We start from the raw sequence: 22,192 nt of genomic DNA, 5'->3' as shown, positions 1-22,192 counted from the left end.
CGGAGCGTTCTCGTGTTCGTGACACCCGCCGCAGGTTCGGAAACTCCCCCGTCAACGGGCCGCGCAAAGGACTTGCACTTTCGTCTTGGAAGTGCAAAACTGCAGAGCGTGAAGACATCTGAGCGGACCCGACTGCTTCGCCGTCGCATGATCGCCACAGCCCGTCGTCGAACGATCTCCGATGGGCTGAACGGCTTCACCATCGAGCAGCTCTGCGAAGAAGTCGGCGTGTCCCGTCGCACCTTCTTCAACCACTTCGCCTCCAAGGAGGACGTCGTACTCGGCATCGAACTCGGCGTCGAAGACGGCCTGCTGACCGCGTTCGCTGCCGGAACGGCCGTCGATCCAGATCTCGCCCCCATCGATGCGGCAGTCGCCCTGGCCATCGAGCACCTGCACGTCGTCGGCCTCGACCGCGGCGAAGAATCCCTCATGCGGGACGTGCTGGATCGCGAGCCGTCCCTCGTGGCCCGGTTCGTGTCCGCGACCGACCGGCAGATGGAGCTCGTCGGGGACGCCCTGCGCTCCCGGTTTGGATGGACCGAACCGACCGACGACCGCGGACGCCTGGTCGCCGAGATCGTCGGCGCGCTCCTCAAGGCGACCGCCTGGCGGTTCTTCGCCGACGAGGACGGACCACCGTTCGAAGACACCCTCTGGACCAACTTCCGCCTCGTCACGGCGATGGCGACCTCGGACGGCGCAACCGTCCCGACCAGCACGCCGCTCGGAGCGGCCCACTCGACAAACGAACTGGAGCACACCCCATGAGCTCGACCAAGAGCGCGACACGAGCAGGACGGTCAGACGGACCGCTCCTGCTCACCCAGCGCCGCATCTGGACCATCTTCTCCGCACTCATCGCGGGGATGCTGCTCTCCAGCCTCGACCAGACCATCGTCTCGACCGCGATGCCGACCATCGTCGGCGAGCTCGGTGGTGTCGCGCACCAGGCGTGGCTGACAACGGGGTACCTGCTCGCGTCGACGATCGTGATGCCGATCTACGGCAAGTTCGGTGACGTCCTCGGACGCCGGAACCTGTTCCTCATCGCGATCGCCCTGTTCACGATCGCCTCTGCCGGGTGTGCCTTCGCCGGCGACTTCACACAGCTGATCGTGTGGCGTGCGGTGCAGGGCCTCGGTGGTGGTGGCCTGATGATCTTGTCGCAGGCGATCATCGCGGACATCGTCCCCGCCTCCCAGCGCGGCAAGTACCTCGGCCCGCTCGGTGCGATCTTCGGCCTCTCCGCCATCGGTGGCCCGCTCCTCGGTGGCTTCTTCGTCGACCACCTCACCTGGAACTGGGCGTTCTACATCAACATCCCGGTCGGGATCGCCGCGTTCTGCATCGCTTGGTTCGCGCTGACCCTGCCGACCAAGAAGGCCGAGAAGAGGATCGACGTCCTCGGCGTGCTCCTGATGTCCGCAGCCACGACGTGCCTGGTGTTCTTCTCCGAGTTCGGCGGAAACAAGGACCACGGCTGGGATGCGCTCGAGACGTGGGCCTGGTTCGCGGGCCTCGTCGTCGCCGCTTCGTTGCTCGTGCTCGTCGAGACCCGCGTCGAGGACCCGGTGCTCCCGATGTCCTTCTTCCGCAACCGCACCTTCCTGCTCGCGACCGGCATCGGTCTCGTGCTCGGTATCGGCATGTTCGCCGCCATCGGCTTCGTCCCGACGTTCCTGCAGATGGCGTCCGGCACCTCGGCCGCGGTCTCGGGTCTGCTGATGCTGCCGATGATGGTCGGCCTCATCGGGACCTCCATCGCGTCCGGCAACCTGATCTCGAAGACCGGTCGCTACCGCGCGTTCCCGATCGTCGGCACGATCCTCGTCGCGGCCGCGATGCTCTGCCTCACGCAGCTCGCCGCGGACACTCCGATCTGGCTGATCTGCGTGTACCTGTTCGTCTTCGGCGCGGGCCTCGGCCTGATCATGCAGGTCGTGGTCCTCGTCGCGCAGAACGCGGTGCCCGCATCGCAGGTCGGGACCGCCACCTCGACGAACAACTACTTCCGCGAGGTCGGTGCATCACTCGGCACGGCCGTGTTCGGTGCACTGTTCACCGCACGGTTGACCACGTCGCTGACCGACGTGTTCCGCGGCGCCGGCGGTTCCGCGACCGATGCCGCGTCCTCGGCGGGCAGCATCGACCCGGCGACCGTGGCGAAGCTGCCGGAGGCGGTACAGGACGGCATCGTCAACGCGTACGCCGACTCCCTCGCGCCGGTGTTCTGGTACCTGCTGCCCTTCATCGCCGTGGCGTTCCTGCTCGCCCTGTTCCTGCCGCAGATCAAGCTCTCCGACACGGCCGGCATGGTCGCTCGTGGCGAAGCCATCGGCGGTGCAGAAGCCGACGAACTCGAGAAGGCGCGACAGGACGCCACCGCCGGTGGCCACCCAGCCGCAACGGCAGCCCCCCCTCAGTTCCCGACTCCGTCCGATCCGGGGCGCTGCGCGACGAGTAGCCGGGACGCAGTGAGGAGGGCGCTGCGAGGCGCCCCCCCTCACTCCGTCCGTCGGACGCACCAGCGAGGACGCTCGACCCGCAGTCACATCAGCAGCCCCGACCGAATGAGAGAGAGCACATCATGGCCGCACCCCTCGGCATGCGCGTCCGGACCTGGGCGATGTCGACCCTCGTCACCCGCATCATCCGGGCACCGAAGGTGGAACTCACTTCCCGTGCCGTTCCCGACAACGAGATCGTGCACGTCCCCACCCGTCACGGTTCGATCCGCTGCTCCATCACGCGGCCTCCCGCTGACGCCCCCCCTCGCCGCGAACGGTGCCACGCCGCCGGTGGTCATCAACACCCACGGTGGTGGGTTCGTGATCGGGAACCCGCTGCAGGACAACCACCTCGCTCGAGGGATCGCGGGCGAAGTGGGCAGCGTCGTCGTGAACGTGGACTACAGCACATCACCGAGAGCCCGGTTCCCGCAGGCGTTGGAGGAGTGCTTCGACGTGCTCACGTGGGTCGCCCGCTCCGGGGAGACCATGGGGTGGGACGGTACCCGGATCGCGGTGACCGGCAGCAGCGCTGGTGGGAACCTCGCCCTCGGCACCCTCACGCAATCGACACGCGAGCACGGCCCTGCTGTTCGCGCTGCCGCCCTCATCGTTCCCGCCGTGGACCTGTCGATCCCGCCCGCCGGAGCGACCTTCCTGACCGAGAAGCCGTTCGTCAACGCCGCGATGCTCGAGATGGTCGACGCGGCCTACCCGCTGCCGAGCACGGACCGCAAGAACCCGCTCGTCTCGCCCGCTTTCCTCCCCGAGGCGGAGCTCCGCGCACTGCCACCGACCCTGGTCGTCACCGCGGAGTACGACACGCTCCGTCCCTCGATCGAGGAGTTCACCGCGCATGCTGTGGAGGTCGGTGCGCCGGTCGAGACCCGACGGTTCGACGGGGTCGATCACGACTTCTACTACGCCGGCTCCACCCCGAAGGCGACGCTCGACACGCTCATGGCCGCGTTCACCACGCACCTCCTCGAACACCTCCGCTGACCCGCGCGCTCCAGGGCATTGCAGCGCGGGCGGGCTCGTCAGCGGGAGATGATGCCCCGCGCTGCGCTCTCGAGGAGCATCGACGTGGCCAGCACCATGAAGCCCGCGAACCGTAGCACCGCGCTCGTGGTGGCGACCGCTGCCCAGAGCGGCAGCAACGGCACGCGCGCGATCGTCCCCGCTCGAGAACGGTGGATCTGCTGGTCGTACCCATCGTCGAGCTCCGCCGGCGTCGAGACGAACATCGCCGCCGTGGCGAGTGGTGCGGGGAGAAGCGTGGTCATGAGGTGTCCCTTCATCGGTGCGACTGGTGAACAGCATCAGCGCAGCGACACCCGCCGGCGTCGTTCCCCGGAACTGGAGAACCTGATGCAGATGGAGTACATGTTCGGCACCGGCCTCCCTCAGACTCAAGGGATGACCGTTCCGACGCCCAGTGTGTCCGCGACGCCGCGCCCGCTGTGGCTGCGCGCGCAATCTGTGCTCGAGCGCCTCCCGCTGTGGGTGAGCGTGACCGCGATGATCGTGGAACTGGTCGTCATCGTCACCGACGGCGATGGTCTGCTCGCCGGTGTCGGCGCACTCGTGACCCTCACCGGAGCGCTCGTCGCCGTCCGACTGCCGCAGGTCGGTCTCGCGTTGACGATGGCTGGCGTCGTCGTGGTGATCGTCGGAGGGCGGGACCCGATCGGTGAATGCACCGTCGTGGTGTTCGTCCTGTTCGCACTCACCCTGCGCGGCTTGCCGCCCACGCGCAGCACCGGGATCACGGCGCTGGCGATGGCCGTCATCTTCGGACTCGCGAGTTTCCTGTCCGCCGGCCGCGCGGTCGGTCTCGACGCCGTGGCGGTCATCGTCGCCGTCGTCGCCGGTGGTGCGGTGGGCGCGGCGCTGCGGCTGCAGCGCCAGTACTGGGAGTCACTCGAGCAGCGCACCCGCGACGCGATCGCGACGCGGGAGGCCGAAGCTGAGCGGCGAGTGGCGGAAGAGCGGGTCCGCATCGCCCGTGACCTGCACGACATCGTCGGCCACCAGGTCGCCGTCGTGAGCATGCACCTCGGCGCGGTCGAGGTCACCGCCGGCCGTGACGAGGCCGCGACCCAGCGGTCGCTGGTCGCGGCGCGCACAGCGGTGCAGTCGATCCTCAGTGACACGCAACGGACGCTGGCCATGCTCCGCAGCGACGACGCCGACGACGATCACGCGGGGCGCCCGACACCCGGCCTGTCGAGCATCGACGAGCTGGTCTCCTCGTTCCGGGACGCCGGCCTGTCGATCGACGTGCAGATCACCGACCAAGCTCGCCGAGCGCACGAGGCCGTCGGGGTGACGGTGTTCCGGGTGGCGCAGGAAGCGTTGACCAACGCGCACCGGTACGGTACCGGGGAGGCCGCGCTGACGGTGCTGACGGACGAGGCTGACCTGATCATCAGCGTCACGAACCCGGTCGCGTCCACGCCGCCGACCGCCCACGGCAGCGGGTACGGACTCGTCGGCATGCGCGAACGCGTCGAGTCTGCTGGCGGAACCCTGCAGCTCGGCGCCGACGATGATGTCTTCACCGTCACGGCACGGATCCCATGGAACGAAGGAGCAACCCCGTGACACGCGTGCTGCTGGTCGATGACCAAGAGATGATCCGGCTCGGACTGCGCACCATCATCGACGTGCACCCGGACTTCGCCGTGGTCGGTGAAGCAGGGGACGGGTTCGCCGCCCTCGCGTTCCTCCGGGACCACGATGTCGACCTCATCCTCATGGACGTCCGCATGCCCGGGATCGACGGCGTCGAGACGACGCGACGCATCCGGGAGCGGATCCCGTCCGAACAGACCCGCATCGTCGTCCTGACCACCTTCGAGCACGACGACACCGTCCTCGCCGCGCTCCGGGCTGGCGCGAACGGGTTCCTCGGCAAGGGCGTCGGACCAGCTGAGCTGATCGCGAGCCTGCAGGAAGTCATCGGCGGGGGGAGGTGCCCTGTCCGCAGCTGCCTCTGCCGCGCTCATCGGGCACGTCACCGACAGCCCGAGCCGCGTCATCGACGCCGACCTCGCCGACCGGTTCACTGCCCTGACAGCCCGCGAACGGGACGTCGTCCTCAGCATCGCAGAGGGCCACGACAACGACTCCATCGCAGCGGAGTTGTTCGTCTCACCGTTCACCGTGAAGACCCACGCGAGCCGTGCGATGGCGAAGGTCGGCGCCCGCGACCGGGCCCAACTGGTCGCCTATGCCTACCAAGCCGGTCTCATTTCCTGAACCGGCCGGCCTCGTCGCCTGAAGCGGTACCCGCCGAGGGAGGAAGTTCCGGGCCTGCTCAACGAAACGCGGCATCACGGCCAGGGCAGGAACCCCTCGGCTTGGATCATCCACCCTTCCTTCGGGAACGATCCCGTTAAGGCCATGAGCGACACAGCGGCGAGCAACGACCCGTTGCCGGGCAGGTATACGGGCAGGATCGAACCGATCTGTGCGTTGTGACCAACTGCGGAGTACGTGTTCTTGGCCTCGTCCCTGAGCAAGGCGTCGACGGCGAGATCCAGCTGTCCGGTCCGTGTAGCAGTCATGGCCATGACCGGGAAGTCCCACCCCCCAAGCCGAAGACCAGTCCCATGCCTCCCACACGCTCGTGAGCGTGGCGGCCATCAGGTCCTGATCGACGATCGGTGTCGGCGGCAGGAGACCGAGAGCGGCGAGGAGCGACGGGTGGTCGTCTCGCCGGAGATACGGATCCGTTGCGATCGCGGCGTAATGGCCGTCCAGGATCCGAGGCACAGCCAGTCGGGCCTGAACATCGGCCCAGTCCGCTCTCCGCGGGCGTCCTGACCGCTCCTGCCAACGCTGCGCGAGCTCCAGTCCCCACCACCAGTACACCAGCTCGAACGTCGGGTCCTCCGCCGTCGCAGTCTCGTAGAACTCCTGGGCAGGCATCAGGGGTGCGGGGGAGGTGGAACACACCGTCGCGCTCCTCGACGAACGACGCCATGAACGCGGCCGTGTCGTCTACGACCTGCGTGAAGTCGTCGAGGAGCTCCGCGTGGTGGTCACCTGCGGAGCTCGTCCACAGCAGCTCCAGCAGGTAGAGCAAGTGCGGCTGCTGCCAGATGAGGAGTGAGCCGGTGGGATCTGGGCTTTCACGTCCGTCCGGTCCGACCTGCTTCGGCCACCGCAGACCCTCGTACCCCTGCATCCGGGCGGTTTCCCGGGCTGAACCAGCGATCGACAGGTACCACGGGAGGCTCCGTGCGAGGAGTTCCGGCCTGCCCCAGGTGGCGAAGTGGGCTCCATGCCACAGGTGCATCTCGAGGTGGAACTTGCCCTGCCATGAGTTCGTGACGAGCCCCGTCTCCTGGGGAGGGAGGGTGCCGGCTGCGTGCACGGCGGTGAGGTACTGCGACAGCACCACGCGCCGCTCGAGCTCGCGGGCTCGTCCGTCCGTGCTGCCCGTGAAGTCGATCGCAGCACCGGACTGCCAGAACTCTGCCCAATGGTCGGCCGAGTCGGCAGCGACGACGGAGAACGGGATGCGCTCGTCGACCGGTTCGCCGGCGGCGTCCGAGCTGAAGGTCGCGACGATCTCGATCCGCTCGGCGTGCGACGACAACTCGAACGTGTGGGGTTCCGCTGCGGTGGTCAGCCCTGCCGAGCTGTGGCCGAGCAAGACGTCGTAGCTGGTGCCGTCGATCTCACGACGGAGGCGTGTCGTCCCTGGGTCGCTCGGCAGGACGTTGGTGGTGTGTCGGTCAGGATGCGCCCAGTCGTCCGTGTGGAAGAAACCGTCGCTCGGGTACGGGAACCGGACGCCGACCCGCAACAGACCTGCGTTGATCAGCGCAGACTCGACTCGGAACGCGACGGTGGCGGTGGTCGGCGAGGCGACGGTGGTCACCGTGACCCGTTCGCCTGCGAACTCGAACGTCGACGTGATCGTTCCGGTCCAGAGATCGAGGCGCTGCGACGGGTCCTGCAGGCCAGTAGGGTCATCCAGCCATGGGCTGTCTACCGTCTCTCGGAGGAGCAGACCGATCCGTCCCAGGTCGATCCGTTGCGGATTGGCGTTCAGCCATGCGCCGGCGAGATGGTCTGCAGGGAGCGTGCCCTGCATGGCGGCCTGCATGTCGAACTTGTCGGCGTAGCGCACCGTGCCCCGGCTGGTGGTGTGCTCGCTGAGGGCGTCGTCCAGCACGAAGCCGTTCGGGTTCGGCATCTCGTGCCAGCCCCAGTTGCTCATCGTGGCCGTGTTGATCACGGTGGGTCCGCGTGAGGCGGCCCCAGGGTCGCCTGCTGCTGTGGCGCGAGCCATGGCGGCGAGCGGGTCGTGGAACGTCGCGAACGTCTGCATCCCGGTGATGTCGCAGGTGTACGCGAAGTCACCGTTCCCGACGGTCAGGACGTGGTCGGGACGCGCCTCGGTGAGATGCACGTCGTGACGGGTGACGAGCGCGTGGCGGTCGATGCCGGTCATGGGCACTCCTGCGATGTCACGGTCACGGTGACGGGTGCCAGCCCAGCCGAGGTGGCGGTGACGGTGATCGGGCCTGCACCGGTCGGTCGGACGACCGCGAGGATCCGGCCGTCGAACGTGTGGTGGGTGTCGGTGTCGTAGCGTTCCGGGTTGTCAGGGCGGGCGCTGCCGAACCCCTGGAGTACTCCTGGGCCCTCGACGGTCACGGTGACGGGTCGGTTCTCGGTCGTCGCCAGGATGCCCTGCTCGTCGCGGATCTCGATGGTGACGAAGGACAGGTCGGTGTCGTCCGCACGGATCGTGGTGCGGTCCGGCACGACGTCGAGACGCCGTCGCTCCGAGGCGGAGACCACCTGACTGCGGGAGTGTTCTCGTCCGCCGGTGTAACCGATCGCGGTGATCTCCCCCGCGTGCGTACGGGACGTCGAATCGAGCGAGGAATGCGTGATCTCGGCCGGCGGGCTGGCGGCCTGCCGAGACTCCGTTGACGAGGATCTCGACCTCGTCGGCGTCGCTGTAGACCTCCACCTGTGTCATCGTCCCGTCAGGCACGTCGAAGGTCCAGCTGGAGAGGGTGTCGCTCCACGCCCACATGCCCTGACTGGTCGGACGGCCGAAGTGCTCGGGACGGAGAACGGCGATGTACGGTTCGTGGCGCAGACCGAACACCGTCTCCCGGTAGTAGGAGATGGTGCGGCGGTGACCGCTGATGTCGATGTCCCCGACCCAGGCCGTGATCCAGGGGAAAGGAGCCTCGAACGCGGGCGGCTCGTCGGTGTACTGAACGCGGCCGATACCGACTTCGCCGAGGTAGTCCCACCCGGCCCAGGTGAAGTCGCCGAGGACGTGCGCGTTGTCCTCGACGAGTCGCCAGTACCGGGCGATCTGCGGTGGGAAGGTCTCACTGCCCACGATCACCCGGTCCGGGAACAGGTCCTTGTCGACGACGTAGCGCGCGTCGCCGTAGTTCAGCCCTGCTACGTCGAGGACGGAGAATGACTCCTCCGTCTTCGACGTGACGAGCGGGGACGCGCTCACCTGGTTCATGAAGTCGGCCGCGGAGTTCATCAGGCCGTTGACACCGCCGTCGGCTCCGCCGGCCTGGTCGCCACCGCGGGCCTGCATCATCTGGACGACGTCGCGCAGCACCGAGACGAAACCGTTGATCCCGTTCGTGACGAACCGGGTGTGGTCGAGGGACCGGACCTTCTCCGCGAGTCTGCGGCCCCACTCGGATCCCAGGGGGATCACCGGTCTCGAGGATCTCGTTGCCGATGGAGTAGAAGACGACGCTCGGGTGGTTGTGGTCCTTCGCGACGAGCGCCTCGACGTCGCGCTCCCACCATTCGGGGAACGCCAGGGCGTAGTCGAAGGTGGACTTCCCCTCCGTCCACATGTCGAAGGTCTCGTCCATCACCAGCATCCCGAGGCGGTCACAGGCGTCCAGCATCGCCGGGCTCAGGGGGGTTGTGGGAACTACGGATCGCGTTGAAGCCGGCGCGCTTCAGGATCTCGATGCGACGTTCTTCTGCTCGTGCGATCGTCGCAGCACCGAGGATCCCGTTGTCGTGGTGGACGCAGGCGCCGCGGAGTTTCACGCTCTCGCCGTTGATGCGGAGGCCGTGTTCGGGGTCGAGTTGCAGCGTGCGGACACCGAACGGCGTCTCGCGGACGTCGAGCGGTTCGGCGTCGTCCTCCGTGCCTCCCGACGTGACGCGCGTTGTGGCCCGGTACAGCGTCGGCGTCTCCACGCTCCACAGGGACGGTCGCGTGACGTACAGGCGCTGTCGTGCGACCGCTGAGCCACCCGCCCGCACGGTCACCGGCGAACTCCCACGTGCTACGACCGCCCCCCGTCGCATCGGTGATGTCGGTCGCGACGACGACGGTCCGCGTACCGGCACTGTCGTTCCTGATCTCGGCGGACACTTCGACGACAGCGCGCGCGGGTTCGATGTCCGGGGTCGACACCCGGAGCCCGGCCGGTGCGATGTGGACCAGGTCGGTGACGTTCAGGGTGGTGTCGCGGTAGATCCCCGCGCCGGTGTACCACCGCGAGTCGTCGTGGGTGCGGGCATCGACTCGGATCGTGTTGGCTTCCCCCGTAGCGCAGGTACGGGTCGAGTTCGACCACGAAGGTCGAGTAGCCGGACGGTCGTTGTGCGGCGAAGGCTCCGTTGACGAACACCATGGCGTCCCGGTAGACGCCCTCGAACTCGACCGAGACGCGCTTTCCCCGGTACTCCGCCGGCACGTCGAACACCTTCGTGTACTCGTACGCTCCGCCGGGGAAGTAGGCGCTGCGTCCACCCTGGGGTTCGTCAGCCGAGCGCTCCCGCGTGATCGTGGCGTCGTGGGGCAGCGTCACCGGGACCCCGGCGTCCTGCGGGTTCTGGAGTTGCGCGTACGGGCTGACCTTCGGCCGGACGGTCCAACCCAGGTTGAAGGAAGTGGTGGTCATGCGAGTTCTCTCTGTCGTCCTTCGGCCTCGATCGCTCGAGGCGGTACCAATCGCTGCGTCGTCGGCTAGACGACGATGAGCTCGGTCGTGAGCGCTGCCCGCGAGCTGCCTCCGACCCAGATGTCGAACACGGTGGCGTCCTGGACCCAGCCCCCCCGTGACCGCGCTCCAGTAGCGGAGCTCGTCCGGGCCGAGCGTGAAGGTGACGGTCTTCGTCTCTCCGGGACCGAACGCCAGGCGCCGGAACCCCTTCAGCTCCTGCACGGGCCGGGAGGACGTGCCGTGGCGCTGGTGGATGTAGAGCTGCACCACCTCGTCCGCGGCGCGGTCGGAGGCGTTCGTGACCTGCACGGAGACGGTCGCCGTGTCGCCTCGAGCGACCTTGTCACGATCCGTCCGCAGCTGGTCGTAGGTGAAGCTGCCGTAGCTGAGTCCGTGTCCGAACGGGTAGAGCGGGGTCGACTCCTCGTCCCAGTACCGCTTGTCCTGGTCCTCGGGCTGGAAGGTCCGGAGGTGCGAGTAGACCATCGGCACGTGACCCACGTGGCGGGGCCAGGTGAACGGCAGGCGCCCGGCCGGGGACACGTCCCCGAAGACGACGTCGGCGACGGCGTCACCACCGCGACTGCCCGGATACCAGGCCTGGAGGATCGCCGGGACGTTCTCGTCCGCCCACCGCAGGTCGAGCGGTCGGCCCGACATCACGACCAGGACGACCGGCGTGCCCGTCGCCGCGATGCGCTGCAGCTGCTCGAGTTGCCGGCCGGGGAGGTCGAGCGTCGACCTCGAGGCGTTCTCGCCGATCTGGTTCTGCCGCTCCCCGACGACCACGACGGCGACGTCCGCATCCGCCGCGATCGCGACCGCGCGATCGATCTCCGCGTCGTCGTCGTGGTCGCCCGGCGTGTTCACCACGGTCGGGTCCGAGCGATCGAACATCGACGCGAACTCGCGGGACGGGATCCCCGCGCCCGGCGCGAACCAGACCTCGCCGTCCGCTCGCGCCGTGATCCCCTCGAGGATGCTGACGGTCTCGTCCGTCCCATGAGCGAAGACCCAGGGGCCGAGGGTGTCGCGCTTGCTCTCGGCCAGTTGCCCGATGACGGCGATGGAGCCGGCGGTGCTGGCGGCGAGCGGTAGGGTGCCGTCGTTCTTCAGGAGTACGATCGTCCGTTCTGCGGCGACCCGCGCCAGTTCGCGGTGGTGCTCGGTCGACAGGATCGCGTCGCTGGCCCCGGCGTCGACGTACGGGTGCTCGAAGAGCCCCAGGGCGAACTTGACCGCGAGGATCCGGCGGACGGCGGTGTCGAGGACGTCCTCGCTGACCAGCCCTTGGGCCACGGCGTCCGGCAGACGGGAGAACGCCGGGTCGAACGTGCACATCTCCATGTCCAGCCCGCTGGTGATCGCCCTCACAGCGGCCTCGGTGGGCGACGCCGCGAAGTGCTGGGTCTCCATGGACTTCACCGCGTTGGCGTCGGAGACGACGAAACCGTCGAAGCCGAGGTCGTCCCGGAGGAGGTCCGTGAGCAGGCGCGCGTTCCCGCTCGCCGGTACGCCGTTGAAGTCCATGTAGGCGCTCATGACGTTCTGCGCACCGGCCTCGATCGCCGCTCGGAACGGAGGCATGTAGACGTTGTGGAGTTCGGAATCGGACACCTCCACGTCGTCGTAGTCCCGGCCACCGCGAGCGGCGCCGTAGCCGACGAAGTGCTTGGGACCCGCGAGCACGTTCTCGGAGCCGAGATCGCCCTGGAATCCACGGACTTGCGCTGCGGCGACGGCCGCTCCGAGGTACGGGTCCTCGCCGGCGCCCTCGATGATCCGACCCCAGCGAGCGTCTCGGGCGATGTCGACCATCGGTGCGAACGTCCAGTGGATGCCGACAGCGCGGGCCTCGCGTGCCGCCGCGGCCTGCGATGCGCTGATCGTCCCTTCGTCCCAGGACGCGGCCATGGCGATCGGTAGCGGGAAGATCGTCCGGAGTCCGTGGATGACGTCGAACCCGAAGAGGAGGGGGATCCCGAGGGGTGCGGTCTCGACCGCGAGCTTCTGCAGCCGATTGGCCATGTCGGCCCTGGTCACGAACAGGACGGAGCCGGCGTGGCCGGCGGCGATCGCGTCCTCGACCATCTTCGGTTGCCGGAGGTACGCCTGGTGTTCCGGGGGGGAGCGAGTCGATGTCGAGGTCTGCCGGTGGCTCGCCGAACCCCGCCAGGTAGAAGTACTGGCTGAGCTGGCCCGCCTTGTCCTCGACGGACATCCGGCCGAGGAGGTCGTCGATTCGTTCATCGACGGGTCTCGCTGGGTCGAGGTGGGGAGCAGGGTACGTGCTCATGGGGTCGCTTCCAGGTCCACGGCGTTGCTGCGGGCGATGCCGCCCAACCAGGCGAGGCTCGGTTTGGGATGGCGGGAGAAGTCGGAGCGGTCGACGGCGATCAGTCCGAAGGTGGGTTCCCAGTGGCCCCACTCGAAGTTGTCGAGTGCCGACCAGTGCAGGTACCCGCGGACGTCGACGCCGTCGGCGACGGCCGCGAGCAGACCCGCCAATGCGCCTGTGGTGTAGGAGATCCGCTGGTCGTCGTCCGCCGTGGCGATGCCGTTCTCGGTGACGAGCGCCGGCACACCGGCGACGTCGGCTGCATGGCGCAGGGCGATGCCGAGCGATTCCGGCCGGTAGGCGTCACCGGTCAGGGTGTTGTCGGGGTGCGGGGCTGCGGTGACGAGACCGTTCTCGTCGACCTCGCGGGTGGAGTACGCCTGCACTCCGATGAAGTCGTCGCCGCGAGCCGCCTCCAGGTAGAGGTCTTCGCGTGCGTAGCGCTCCCGCTCGAGGTGCTCGGCGTTCTCGGGTGTCGCCCACAGGTTGAGGCACGCGACTGTCCACCCGACGTTCGCGTCGGTCCGCTGCCGCAGCACGTCCCGCGCGGCGTGGTGCGCCTGGACGAGCCGCTGCCCGACCTCGAGGGTCGGTGCGGGGATGACGACTCCCTGCCGGGTCTGCACGGTCGGTGTGGCGAACGCGGGGACCGCGTCGGGGTTGATGGCTCGGGACATGAGCACCATCAGCGCGAGCATGTTGGGCTCGTTGATCGTGCAGACCCACTCCACGCCGTCCAGGATCTCAGCGACGCGGGAGACGTACGCCGTGAAACGGGCGATGGCTGTGTCGCCGAGCCAGCCGCCTTCCTCGACGAACCACCGCGGCGCCGTGAAGTGGTGCAGGGTCACCACCGGAGTCAGGCCGAGCCCGATCGCCGTGTCGATCATGCGCCGGTAGTGCGCGAGTTCGGCGACCGAGAACTGGCCCGGCAGCGGCTCGATGCGCGCCCACTCGACGCCGAAGCGGTAAGCGGTGAGGCCGGCGTCGGCCAGCAGCCGCATGTCCTCCTCGAAACGGTGGTAGCTGTCGACCGCGTCACCGCTCGGCCCGAAGTGCGGCATCATCTGCTCGTACGTCCACCAGTCGCTGTTGATGTTGTTGCCTTCGACCTGGTGCGGCGCGGTCGACGCGCCCCAGAGGAAGGACGTGGGGAGTGTGCTCATGGAACGCGGTCTTCTTTCGTCGTGGACGGTGGACGGTGGATGGTGCCGACCCGTCCCGGCGGTCGTGTCGGCGTCACCGCGGGACCTCGATGCTCGTGGTGGACTCGAGTGAGCGCCGGCCGAGGCTGATGGGCAGGATCGCCGCGGCACCGAGAACAGCACAGACGCCAGCAACGATGTAGACGGCCGTGTAGTTGCCGACCGCGATCGCCACCACGGCACCTGCCAGGAAGGGGCCGACGGCCTGGGGAATCTGGTTGGCGAGGCCCAGCGTGGACAGGAACCGTCCGTTCTGGTCCTCCTCCTGCGGGAGGACGTCCAGCTGGACTGCCTGGTCGACGGCGCCGTAGACGCCGATCGCGAAGGACCCGAGGATCGAACCGAGGACGAACTGCGGGATGCTGCCCGTGGTGCCGACGATCAGGGCGGCGACGCCGATGAGCAGCGCACTGACCAAGAGGAAGGGCTTGCGGCTCCCGACCTTGTCGGACACCCAACCCGAGCCGATCGCTCCGATGATGGAGGTGGCCACACCGGCGACTCCGGTCAACCACTCCTCCGACTGCTGCCGCGTCCAATCCGAGGCGCGACGTGAGCAGGAACACGGAGTAGATGCTCGTGAATGCGAGGGAGAGGAAGACGAGCGCCTTGCTGAGCCACACCCACCCGAGGTTCGAGTACTTCCGCGGGTTGAACCAGAACCCGTTGAAGATCTCGCTCATCCGGACGGCGACCTTCGGAGTGGTGACGACCTCGTCTCGCATCACGAGGACGAAGACGAGGCCGCCGATCAGCGCGAGGGCGCCGGGGACGAGGAACATGGCAGCGGGGGGACTCGTGCAGTTGTGTGGCGACGAGGATGCCCATGATCGGGCCGATGTAGGTGATGGATCCGTTCAGGCCCATGACGCGGCCGCGCTGGTTCTCGGGGAGTTGGTCCCCGAAGAACGCGAGGATCATGATCGCGGTGATCGTGTACCCGATGTAGGCGACGGTCCACCCCGCGATGAGCGCACCGAGACTCGGAACGACGGCGATGATGACCGAGCCGGCGGCGCCGGTGGCGATCCCGGCCAGCAGCCACGGCCGCCGGCGCCCCCCAGGCGGAACGCGTTCTGTCACTCAGGACGCCGACGAGTGGCGTGATGAGGATGACGATCGCGCAGGGGATGCCGATGGCGAGCGACAGCGCGGTGTCACGGGACTCCGGCGCGAGGTCCTGGATGCGAACCGCGAGCGAGTAGGACGACGGCGCCACGAAGGCGATGTACAGGGTGAGTTGTGCGATGAGGGCCGGCAGGATGCGGCGCTTCGGCATCCGCCCCTGGTCGCCTCGTGCGGATGGAGTGGAGCTCGCCATGCCCAGCTCCTCGGCAGCACGCTCGAAGGCGGCTCCCGCGGTGCCCGAGGCGTTGGGGGGGAAGGGACGTCGGATCGGGCGCGTCTGTCATTTCATAACCTCGTTGTTGTGAAGAAGAGAGCCAACTCGCGGTCCGCCGGACGGAGGAACGTCGCACCACAGCGAACGACGCCAATCTAGCGACCACTAGATAAGACCTAGTGGTCGCTAGATTAGCGCGGCTCCTGCTGCGAATACAATGGGTCCGGACAACAAGTCAGGGAGTAGCACGTGACGACAGCACCCCCCCGGGGAGAAGCGGGCGCAGACCCGTCTCGCTCCCGAGGTCCGGCGGCGCCAGATCGTGACCGAAGCCACGCGGCTGATCTCGGTCGCCGGCTTCAACGCCGTGTCCCTGACCGACGTCGCTGACGCGTGCGGTATCCGCGGCCCCTCGGTCCTCCATCACTTCCCGTCGATGAACGACCTGCTCGCGGCCGTGCTGGCCTACCGGGACGAGGTCGACTCGACGGACCCGCCCGCCTCGGACGCGATCTCCACGCCGGATTCGGTCAAGGTCTTCCTCCGGGGGGAGGGTGCTGCGCAATCTCGAGCGCGGTCAGCTCGTCCGGCTCTACGTCGTGCTCGGCGCGGAGGCGGTCGATCCGGCACACCCTGCTCACCAGTACTTCGTCCGACGAGAGCAGTCGACGTACGAAGGCTTCGAGCGACTGGTCCGGTGGAAGACGCACCCCGACCTCGCTGCGCGGGAACTGCTCGCGTTCTGGACCGGGCTCGAGCGCCAATGGGTCATGGACCCGTCGGTCGACTTCCTGGCGGTCTGGGACAACTTCGCGGACCGGTTCTTCGTCGCGTCCTGAGTGTCCGTGCGCGAGCCGCACGACTTTCGGTGTGGACGGCCCCCCAGCGGATCACGCTGGGTCGACACCGTCCGCAGCACCGGCACCGGGGGTCCACCGCAGGATCCGCTCCGCGGTGCCGCCGAGGACGGCATGGCGCTCCGCGGCACCCAGCTCGGGGTTGTCACGGACGGCGTGGAGCACCTCCGACCAGCGCAACCCGGGGAGCGCGGTGTGGTCGCCCGCCCACATGATGCGTTCTGCTCCGAAGGCGTCGAGCGCGCGGCGCAGGTGGGGACGCGTCCCGAGGAACGGGTACTGCTCTGACCCGAACACCACCTGCTCGTGGCTCCACTTGAGGGCGACGTTGCCGTGTTCGGCGAGCGAGAGGACGGCGTCGAAGGGGTGCGTCCTCCCGTCGCCGGGCTCTGCGCTCGGCGACGGGACCGGCAGTCCGGGTTGCGGCATGCCGCAGTGGTCGATGACGACCGTGAGGGCCGGGAACCGACGAAGGTACCCGCGGAGGAGGGCTGTGCGACCCGGAGTGTAGACGAACACCGGAAGTCCCACGTCGGCGGCGAGGCCGAAGAGACGGTCGCAGGATCCCTCGGCGAAAGCCCTGGCGGCCCCCTCCGACCACGTCGGCAGGACCCGGAGCGCCTTGACGTGGGGTTCCGCCGCGAGCGCGGGGACGAGCCATGACAGACCGTCGTCGTCCGGATCCACACGCACGACGGTCGCGAAACGGTCCTCGTGCAGGAGCGCGGCGGTCTCGGCCGTCGGGAAGGCGCTGCGCCAGGCTCCGCCGGGCAACCGTCGGCCGGGCTCGAAGAAATCCGGGTGCCCGTACGGGTGCCGTGCCCAGAACTCGTCCACGAGGACCGAGTCGATGCCCAGTGCGTCCATGGAAGCGAGGGTGGTGTCGATCTGGCCTGGCCCCAGGTGCAGCTGCGAATCGATGATCCGCATCACAGAGACCCCGCGGTCACCAGTTCCAGCTTGACGACCATCGGCTTGTCGTACCCGGGGGGCGTCGGCGAAGTGGTTGAACTCCGTGACCGGGATCACCACGGTCGCCTCCGGGCCCGCGCCCTTCGGCGTCATGGACATGCGGTAGGTGTGCGCGGTGACACCGTCAGCGACGATGCAGCGTTCGATGACGCCCATCTCCATGTCGTAGGCATCGCGGAACCCCTTCATCTTCGACTGGTACGCGCTGAACACCTCCGGAGCATCCCCGCTCATCGCGATCATCTCCGCATCGGGGTGGTACAGCTCGTTCGACCACGCGACCCAGTCCGCGTACCCCGGCTTCCACGCGTCCCACGCCTCGTACAGTCGATCCTTCGCCCGCTCCGAGAAGCTCTTGGTCATGACGCTCTTGTCCATGGTTGCTGTCCTTTCATCCGGAAGTCGATGAACCGAGCGTTCCAGCGGAACACCTGGCGTACCTAGTCCGAGTGGAGCGGCCGATCTCATCGGAAGGGAGTACGCACGGAACACGTCCGGGTCTACGATCCGCGATCGAACACGACCGACCGGGCGCGGGCCTGGCGTCCTGACACCGGTGGCTATGCTCGATCCCATGGCGGAACGGGGCGCGTACGCGAAGGGCATCGAGAAGCGCAACGCGATCCTGGCGACCGCGCTCGAGGTCATCGCCGCGCGGGGGGTTCCACAAGACGACGGTGCGTGACCTCGCCGAAGCGGCCGGTACGAGCACGTCCGGCCTGCTGCACTACTTCGGGACGAAGGAGGAGCTCTTCATCGAGATCCTGCGTCGGCGCGATGCCGACGCCGCGGCACAGGAGCCACCAGCCGTCCCGGGTGAGATCGAGGGGCTCATCGACATCGGCAGGCGGAACGCCGAGGTGCCTGGGCTCGTGCAGCTCTACGCGCAGTTCTCGACGGCCGCGGCGGAGGAAGGCCATCCGGCTCGACCGTACTTCCAGGAACGTTTCGCCGAGTACCGGGAGCGGATCGGGAGGATGGTCGTCGCTGAGCAGGCCGCGGGGCGCATGCCCGCCTCCCTCGATCCCACGCGGTTCGCGACCATCCTCGCCGCGGTGACGGACGGCCTGCAGACCCAGTGGATGCTCGACGAGTCGATCGACATGTCCGCCCACATCCGGTACTTGTTCGAACTGGTCGGAGCGGATGTGGAGCACGGTCGGTCCTGAAACCAGGACAACGTTTGAGTTTGAAACTCGAACGTTGTACGGTATCGAGGCACGCTCACCGTAGAGCGCCTCCTCGAAGGAACCCGACCATGACGACGACGTCCGACCGCAGCTCCGAGCCACCCGTCCTCGGCGGGACGACCGAGCCTGCTCCCCTCGTGCGTGGGACCATGCGCCGCCTCCTGGCGTGGATCATCCCGGCCAACATCAGCCTCTTCCTCATCAACGGCGCCGTTCCCGGTGTCCTCCTGCCACTCCAGCTCGAGCAACTCGACTCGAGTGGCAAGGTGGCGTCCTTCGCGCTCGTGTCCACCATCGGTGCCGTCGTCGCGATGATCGCGCAGCCGGTCGCGGGTCTCGTCTCCGATCGCACGCGATCGCGGTTCGGGAAGCGCGCCCAGTGGATCCTCGGCGGAGCGATCGTGGCCGGGCTCGCCCTGGTCGGCATGGGCTCGGCCAACGGGATCGTGCAGGTGACGATCTCCTACGTCATCCTGCAGCTCGCCATCAACTTCATGCAGGCGCCACTGAGCGCGATCCTGCCCGACCGCGTACCGCGGGGAGCTCGGGGTACCTTCTCGGCGCTCGCCGGTCTCGGGGCGCTCGTGGGCGCTTCCGCCGGTCAGGTCGTCGGGGCGACGTTCGCGCGGTCGGTCGGCACGGGGTACGTCATCTTCGCCGGCCTCGTCGTCGTCGTGCTCGCCTCTTCCTGGTCTTCAACCCCGACCACCCGAGCAAGGACGCCGACCGCGAGCCGTTCTCCGTCAGCCTCTTCCTGCACACGTTCTGGATCAACCCGGTCCGCCACCCGGACTTCTTCTGGGCGTTCACCGGCCGGCTGCTGCTCTACACCGGCTACTTCGGGGTACTCGGGTACCAGCTGTACATCCTGCAGGACTACATCGGACTCGGTGCCGACGCCGCGGCCGCCGTCCCCGTCGCCGGTCTCCTCAACCTCGCCGGCATCATCGTCTCGACGGCCGTCTGCGGGCCGATCTCCGACCGCTTCGGAGGTCGCCGCAAACCGTTCGTCTTCGCATCGTCGCTCATCGTGGCGATCGCGCTGGTCATCCCGATGGTCTCGCACACCTACGGCGCATGGCTGCTGCTCTCCGCGATCGCCGGGGTCGGGTTCGGCGCGTTCAGCGCGGTCGACCAGGCGCTCATGGCCGACGTCCTGCCCTCGGCGAGCTCGTACGCCAAGGACCTCGGCGTGGTGAACATCGCCGCTACCCTGCCACAGGTCATCGCCCCCCGCCGTCGCCGGCGCTGTCATCCTGCTCTTCGGCGGGTACCTCGCACTGTTCCCGATCGGGATCGTGCTTTCCGTCCTCGGCGCTTTCGCCGTCTGGTTCATCAAGGGAGTCCGATGACCACCCAACCCACCGTCCCCCCGACCGAGGTCTCGGTCAGCCCCGCCGACGCGGTCGACGCGCTCACCCTCGAACAGCAGGCGGCGCTGAGCAGCGGGGCCGACTTCGTCGCCACGAAGGCGCTCGGCGCCGTACCGTCGGTGACGATGGTGGACGGCCCGGCGGGTCTGCGCATGCAGGACCTCACCAAGGGTGCCGACCACCTCGGGCTCCGGCCGAGCCTCCCCCGCGACCGCGTTCCCGTCCGGTACGGGGCTCGCACAGTCGTGGGACCCCGAGCTGGTCGGACGGGTCGCACGCGCCATCGGCACGGAGGCCCGCGCCGCTGGGGCGAACGTCGTGCTCGGCCCCGCGATCAACATGAAGCGTGATCCCCGCGCAGGGCGGAACTTCGAGTACTACTCCGAGGATCCGCACCTCACCGGCGTGCTCGCCTCCTCCTACGTCACGGGGTTGCAGAGCACCGGCGTCGGCGCGTCACTGAAGCACTTCGCGGCGAACAACACCGAGCACGAACGCTTCCGGTCGAGTTCCGACGTCGACGAGCGCACGCTCCGCGAGATCTACCTCCGTGCCTTCCAGCGGGTGGTGCAGGACGCCGAACCGTGGACCGTCATGTGTTCGTACAACCGCCTCAACGGCGTCCCCGTCGCCGAGAACCGGTGGCTCCTGCACGACGTGCTGCGCGCAGAGTGGGGGGTTCACGGGCGCCGTGGTCAGCGACTGGGGAGCCGTCGACGACCGGGTGGCGTCCGTGCACGCCGGAGTCGACCTGGAGATGCCCGCCAACAGCGACGGGTCCCACGACCGCGCCCTCGCGGACGCAGTCGAGAACGGCCTGATCGACGCCCGCGAGGTTCGTGCCGCCGCCGAACGCGTCGCAGAACTCGCGATCCGGACGCACGCCGCGGCTGACGACATCGCCTGGGACGAGCAGCAGCACCACGACCTCGCGCGGGAAGCAGCAGCAGCCGGCATCGTCCTCCTGCAGAACGACGAGACGCTCCCGTTGTCCCCCCGGAGCATCCGTGGCCGTCATCGGCCACTTCGCCACCGTCCCACGTGCGCAGGGTGGGGGGGGAGCTCCTTCGTGAACGCTCTCCGGATGGAGGTGCCGCTCGAGGAGATCCGCAAGGCCGCTTCGTCCGCCACGGTCGCATGGGCTCAGGGCTTCGATCCTGACGACCCCGGGGTGTCCGAGCGCCTCCGCACCGAAGCGGTCGCCGCCGCACGGGCAGCGGACGTGGCGGTGGTGTTCCTCGGCCTCGCCGGCACCCAGGAGGCCGAAGGCTTCGACCGCGATTCGATCGCGCTGCCCGCGGACCAGCTCGCACTCCTCGCCGCGGTCCGCGCTGTCCAACCCGACGTGGTGGTCGTCCTCTCGCACGGCGGAGCGCTGGAGCTCACCGCGGTGACGGAGCAGGCCTCCGCGATCCTCGACGCGCCGCTGCTGGGTCAGGGCGCCGGCGGGGCGATCGCGGACGTCCTCTTCGGCGTCGTGAACCCGTCCGGTCGGCTGGGCGAGACGCTTCCCGAGCGTCTGCAGGACGTGCCCGCTTTCGGCAACTTCCCCGGCGAGCACCTGCACGTCCGCTACGGCGAAGGGCTCTTCGTCGGGTACCGCTGGTACGACGCTCGGGACATGCCCGTGGCGTTCCCCTTCGGGCACGGCCTGTCCTACACCTCGTTCGACTACTCCGACCTCGAACTCGACGTCCAGCACAACGGAGTCACCGCTCATCTGACCGTCACCAACACCGGATCTCGAGCGGGCCGGGAGGTCGTCCAGCTCTACACCGGACTCGACCAGTCGACCCACGTCCGGCCGGTCCGGGAGCTCAAGGCGTTCACGTCGGTGCACCTCGAGCCCGGCGAACAGCGGCGTGTCCGTCTGCACGTCCGCCGTGACGACCTGGGCGTCTGGGACACCCGGCTCGCCCGCTGGACGATCGAGCCCGGTTCCTACCGGATCGACATCGGAGCATCCAGCCGGGACGTCCGCTCCACGGGGCACGTCGACGTCGCCGGTGAGCCCCGTCGCGTGCACCTCACCCTCGAGTCCTCGATCGAGGAGCTCCTGCAGGACCCGGTCGCCGGTGCGGCGTTCAAGCCGATGCTCACCGGCGCCTTCGGCGGCGGTGACGACACTTCCGCGCACGGAACCGGGATCGACATCCTCAGGATGATCGGCAGCACGCCTGTCCGTCGGTTCGTGGCGTCACTCGGCGGTGCCGAGCAGCTCGGCATGATCCAGCACGTCCTCGACCAGGCGAACGCAGCGCACACCGACTGATGCGTCGCGAGCGACCAGGGCTGGCAGCAGTCGCTGCCGGCCCTGGTCGGGTCGGGCACGCAGCACAGCACGCGCGGCTGCGCCGCGTGGTCGTTAGGCTCCGTTGGGACCGTGAGGAGCCTCCATGACCGACGCCCAGCAGCACACCCGAGCGTCCCGC

Annotated in this window: 18 protein-coding genes and 6 pseudogenes; 12 read left to right on the top strand and 12 right to left on the bottom strand. The window is 68.4% G+C overall.

Annotated elements, in window-relative coordinates:
- Positions 1 to 12: 12 nt before the first annotated feature.
- The 3 genes and pseudogenes from DEJ15_RS01960 to DEJ15_RS01950 all read left to right on the top strand — a co-directional run bounded on the left by DEJ15_RS01960 (position 13) and on the right by DEJ15_RS01950 (position 3,512).
- The gene (locus DEJ15_RS01960; RefSeq protein WP_284175517.1) at positions 13 to 771 is read left to right on the top strand and encodes a TetR/AcrR family transcriptional regulator; all 759 of its coding nucleotides are present in this window, start codon (positions 13 to 15) and stop codon (positions 769 to 771) included.
- Positions 768 to 2,414: pseudogene (locus DEJ15_RS01955) on the top strand (MDR family MFS transporter); the annotation flags it as partial. The gene DEJ15_RS01960 and the pseudogene DEJ15_RS01955, both read left to right, overlap by 4 nt.
- Before the next feature lie 159 nt (positions 2,415 to 2,573).
- Complete coding sequence (locus DEJ15_RS01950) at positions 2,574 to 3,512, top strand: alpha/beta hydrolase (RefSeq protein WP_284176270.1); 939 nt, start codon at positions 2,574 to 2,576, stop codon at positions 3,510 to 3,512.
- Between the two features lie 38 nt (positions 3,513 to 3,550).
- On the opposite strand, the gene DEJ15_RS01945 is transcribed toward DEJ15_RS01950, so the two are convergent.
- Complete coding sequence (locus DEJ15_RS01945; protein ID WP_181419476.1) at positions 3,551 to 3,796, bottom strand: hypothetical protein; 246 nt, start codon at positions 3,794 to 3,796, stop codon at positions 3,551 to 3,553.
- Positions 3,797 to 3,929: 133 nt separating this feature from the next.
- Between DEJ15_RS01945 and DEJ15_RS01940 the strand changes: the two genes are divergently transcribed.
- From DEJ15_RS01940 to DEJ15_RS17405, 3 genes and pseudogenes are all read left to right on the top strand, one after another.
- Positions 3,930 to 5,117, top strand: a complete 1,188-nt coding sequence (locus tag DEJ15_RS01940; RefSeq protein ID WP_181419475.1) for a sensor histidine kinase — start codon at positions 3,930 to 3,932, stop codon at positions 5,115 to 5,117.
- Positions 5,093 to 5,404, top strand: a pseudogene (locus DEJ15_RS01935) (response regulator); the annotation flags it as partial. The gene DEJ15_RS01940 and the pseudogene DEJ15_RS01935, both read left to right, overlap by 25 nt.
- Before the next feature lie 88 nt (positions 5,405 to 5,492).
- Positions 5,493 to 5,774 (top strand): helix-turn-helix domain-containing protein, encoded by a 282-nt coding sequence (locus DEJ15_RS17405; RefSeq protein WP_349814923.1) that lies wholly within the window; start codon positions 5,493 to 5,495, stop codon positions 5,772 to 5,774.
- Between the two features lie 74 nt (positions 5,775 to 5,848).
- Here DEJ15_RS17405 and DEJ15_RS01925 read toward each other — a convergent pair whose 3' ends face one another.
- From DEJ15_RS01925 to DEJ15_RS17400, 10 genes and pseudogenes are all read right to left on the bottom strand, one after another.
- Positions 5,849 to 6,082 (bottom strand): hypothetical protein, encoded by a 234-nt coding sequence (locus DEJ15_RS01925; protein ID WP_284176331.1) that lies wholly within the window; start codon positions 6,080 to 6,082, stop codon positions 5,849 to 5,851.
- Positions 6,079 to 7,980 (bottom strand): hypothetical protein, encoded by a 1,902-nt coding sequence (locus DEJ15_RS01920; RefSeq protein WP_284175516.1) that lies wholly within the window; start codon positions 7,978 to 7,980, stop codon positions 6,079 to 6,081. The genes DEJ15_RS01925 and DEJ15_RS01920 overlap by 4 nt, the downstream gene beginning before the upstream one ends.
- Positions 7,977 to 8,297 (bottom strand): hypothetical protein, encoded by a 321-nt coding sequence (locus DEJ15_RS01915; RefSeq protein ID WP_284175515.1) that lies wholly within the window; start codon positions 8,295 to 8,297, stop codon positions 7,977 to 7,979. Before DEJ15_RS01915 ends, DEJ15_RS01920 begins: the two co-directional genes overlap by 4 nt.
- A gap of 148 nt (positions 8,298 to 8,445) precedes the next feature.
- Positions 8,446 to 8,517 (bottom strand): annotated as a pseudogene (locus tag DEJ15_RS01910) (DUF4982 domain-containing protein); the annotation flags it as partial.
- A gap of 364 nt (positions 8,518 to 8,881) precedes the next feature.
- Positions 8,882 to 9,394 carry a glycoside hydrolase family 2 TIM barrel-domain containing protein gene (locus DEJ15_RS01905; protein WP_284176268.1) on the bottom strand — a complete coding sequence of 171 codons (513 nt, stop codon included), beginning with the start codon at positions 9,392 to 9,394 and terminating at the stop codon, positions 8,882 to 8,884.
- A 19-nt stretch (positions 9,395 to 9,413) separates the two neighbouring features.
- Positions 9,414 to 9,842, bottom strand: a complete 429-nt coding sequence (locus DEJ15_RS01900; RefSeq protein ID WP_284175514.1) for a glycoside hydrolase family 2 TIM barrel-domain containing protein — start codon at positions 9,840 to 9,842, stop codon at positions 9,414 to 9,416.
- Positions 9,821 to 12,574: a glycoside hydrolase family 3 N-terminal domain-containing protein gene (locus DEJ15_RS01895; protein WP_284175513.1), complete on the bottom strand. Its 2,754-nt coding sequence runs from the start codon at positions 12,572 to 12,574 to the stop codon at positions 9,821 to 9,823. Before DEJ15_RS01895 ends, DEJ15_RS01900 begins: the two co-directional genes overlap by 22 nt.
- A gap of 201 nt (positions 12,575 to 12,775) precedes the next feature.
- Positions 12,776 to 13,987 (bottom strand): family 1 glycosylhydrolase, encoded by a 1,212-nt coding sequence (locus DEJ15_RS01890; protein ID WP_110826178.1) that lies wholly within the window; start codon positions 13,985 to 13,987, stop codon positions 12,776 to 12,778.
- Positions 13,988 to 14,060: 73 nt separating this feature from the next.
- On the bottom strand, positions 14,061 to 14,537 hold the full coding sequence (locus tag DEJ15_RS01885; protein WP_110826177.1) for an MFS transporter: 477 nt from the start codon (positions 14,535 to 14,537) through the stop codon (positions 14,061 to 14,063).
- A complete protein-coding gene (locus DEJ15_RS17400; RefSeq protein WP_349814780.1) occupies positions 14,534 to 15,109 on the bottom strand; it encodes an MFS transporter in 576 nt (191 codons plus the stop codon). Before DEJ15_RS17400 ends, DEJ15_RS01885 begins: the two co-directional genes overlap by 4 nt.
- Before the next feature lie 581 nt (positions 15,110 to 15,690).
- Between DEJ15_RS17400 and DEJ15_RS17395 the strand changes: the two are divergent.
- Both DEJ15_RS17395 and DEJ15_RS01875 read left to right on the top strand, forming a co-directional pair.
- Positions 15,691 to 15,816: pseudogene (locus DEJ15_RS17395) on the top strand (helix-turn-helix domain-containing protein); the annotation flags it as partial.
- Between the two features lie 106 nt (positions 15,817 to 15,922).
- Positions 15,923 to 16,207, top strand: coding sequence for a hypothetical protein (locus DEJ15_RS01875; protein ID WP_284175511.1), 285 nt, complete (start codon positions 15,923 to 15,925; stop codon positions 16,205 to 16,207).
- Positions 16,208 to 16,258: 51 nt separating this feature from the next.
- Here the strand turns inward: DEJ15_RS01875 and DEJ15_RS01870 are convergent, their stop codons facing one another.
- On the bottom strand, positions 16,259 to 17,575 hold the full coding sequence (locus DEJ15_RS01870) for an amidohydrolase family protein (protein ID WP_284175510.1): 1,317 nt from the start codon (positions 17,573 to 17,575) through the stop codon (positions 16,259 to 16,261).
- 299 nt (positions 17,576 to 17,874) lie between these two features.
- On the opposite strand from DEJ15_RS01870, the gene DEJ15_RS01865 reads away from it, so the two are divergent.
- The 4 genes and pseudogenes from DEJ15_RS01865 to DEJ15_RS01850 all read left to right on the top strand — a co-directional run bounded on the left by DEJ15_RS01865 (position 17,875) and on the right by DEJ15_RS01850 (position 22,032).
- Positions 17,875 to 18,366, top strand: a complete 492-nt coding sequence (locus tag DEJ15_RS01865) for a TetR/AcrR family transcriptional regulator (RefSeq protein WP_284175509.1) — start codon at positions 17,875 to 17,877, stop codon at positions 18,364 to 18,366.
- Positions 18,367 to 18,455: 89 nt separating this feature from the next.
- Positions 18,456 to 19,561 (top strand): annotated as a pseudogene (locus DEJ15_RS17390) (MFS transporter); the annotation flags it as partial.
- 370 nt (positions 19,562 to 19,931) lie between these two features.
- Positions 19,932 to 20,387 (top strand): annotated as a pseudogene (locus tag DEJ15_RS01855) (glycoside hydrolase family 3 protein); the annotation flags it as partial.
- 130 nt (positions 20,388 to 20,517) lie between these two features.
- The gene (locus DEJ15_RS01850; protein ID WP_349814779.1) at positions 20,518 to 22,032 is read left to right on the top strand and encodes a glycoside hydrolase family 3 C-terminal domain-containing protein; all 1,515 of its coding nucleotides are present in this window, start codon (positions 20,518 to 20,520) and stop codon (positions 22,030 to 22,032) included.
- The last annotated feature ends 160 nt before the right edge of the window (positions 22,033 to 22,192 follow it).

The sequence above is a fragment of the Curtobacterium sp. MCJR17_043 genome (genome assembly GCF_003224315.2).
Classification (GTDB): Bacteria; Actinomycetota; Actinomycetes; order Actinomycetales; family Microbacteriaceae; genus Curtobacterium.
Note: the sequence above shows the minus strand (reverse complement) of the source record. Positions and strands in the feature narration are given on the sequence as shown.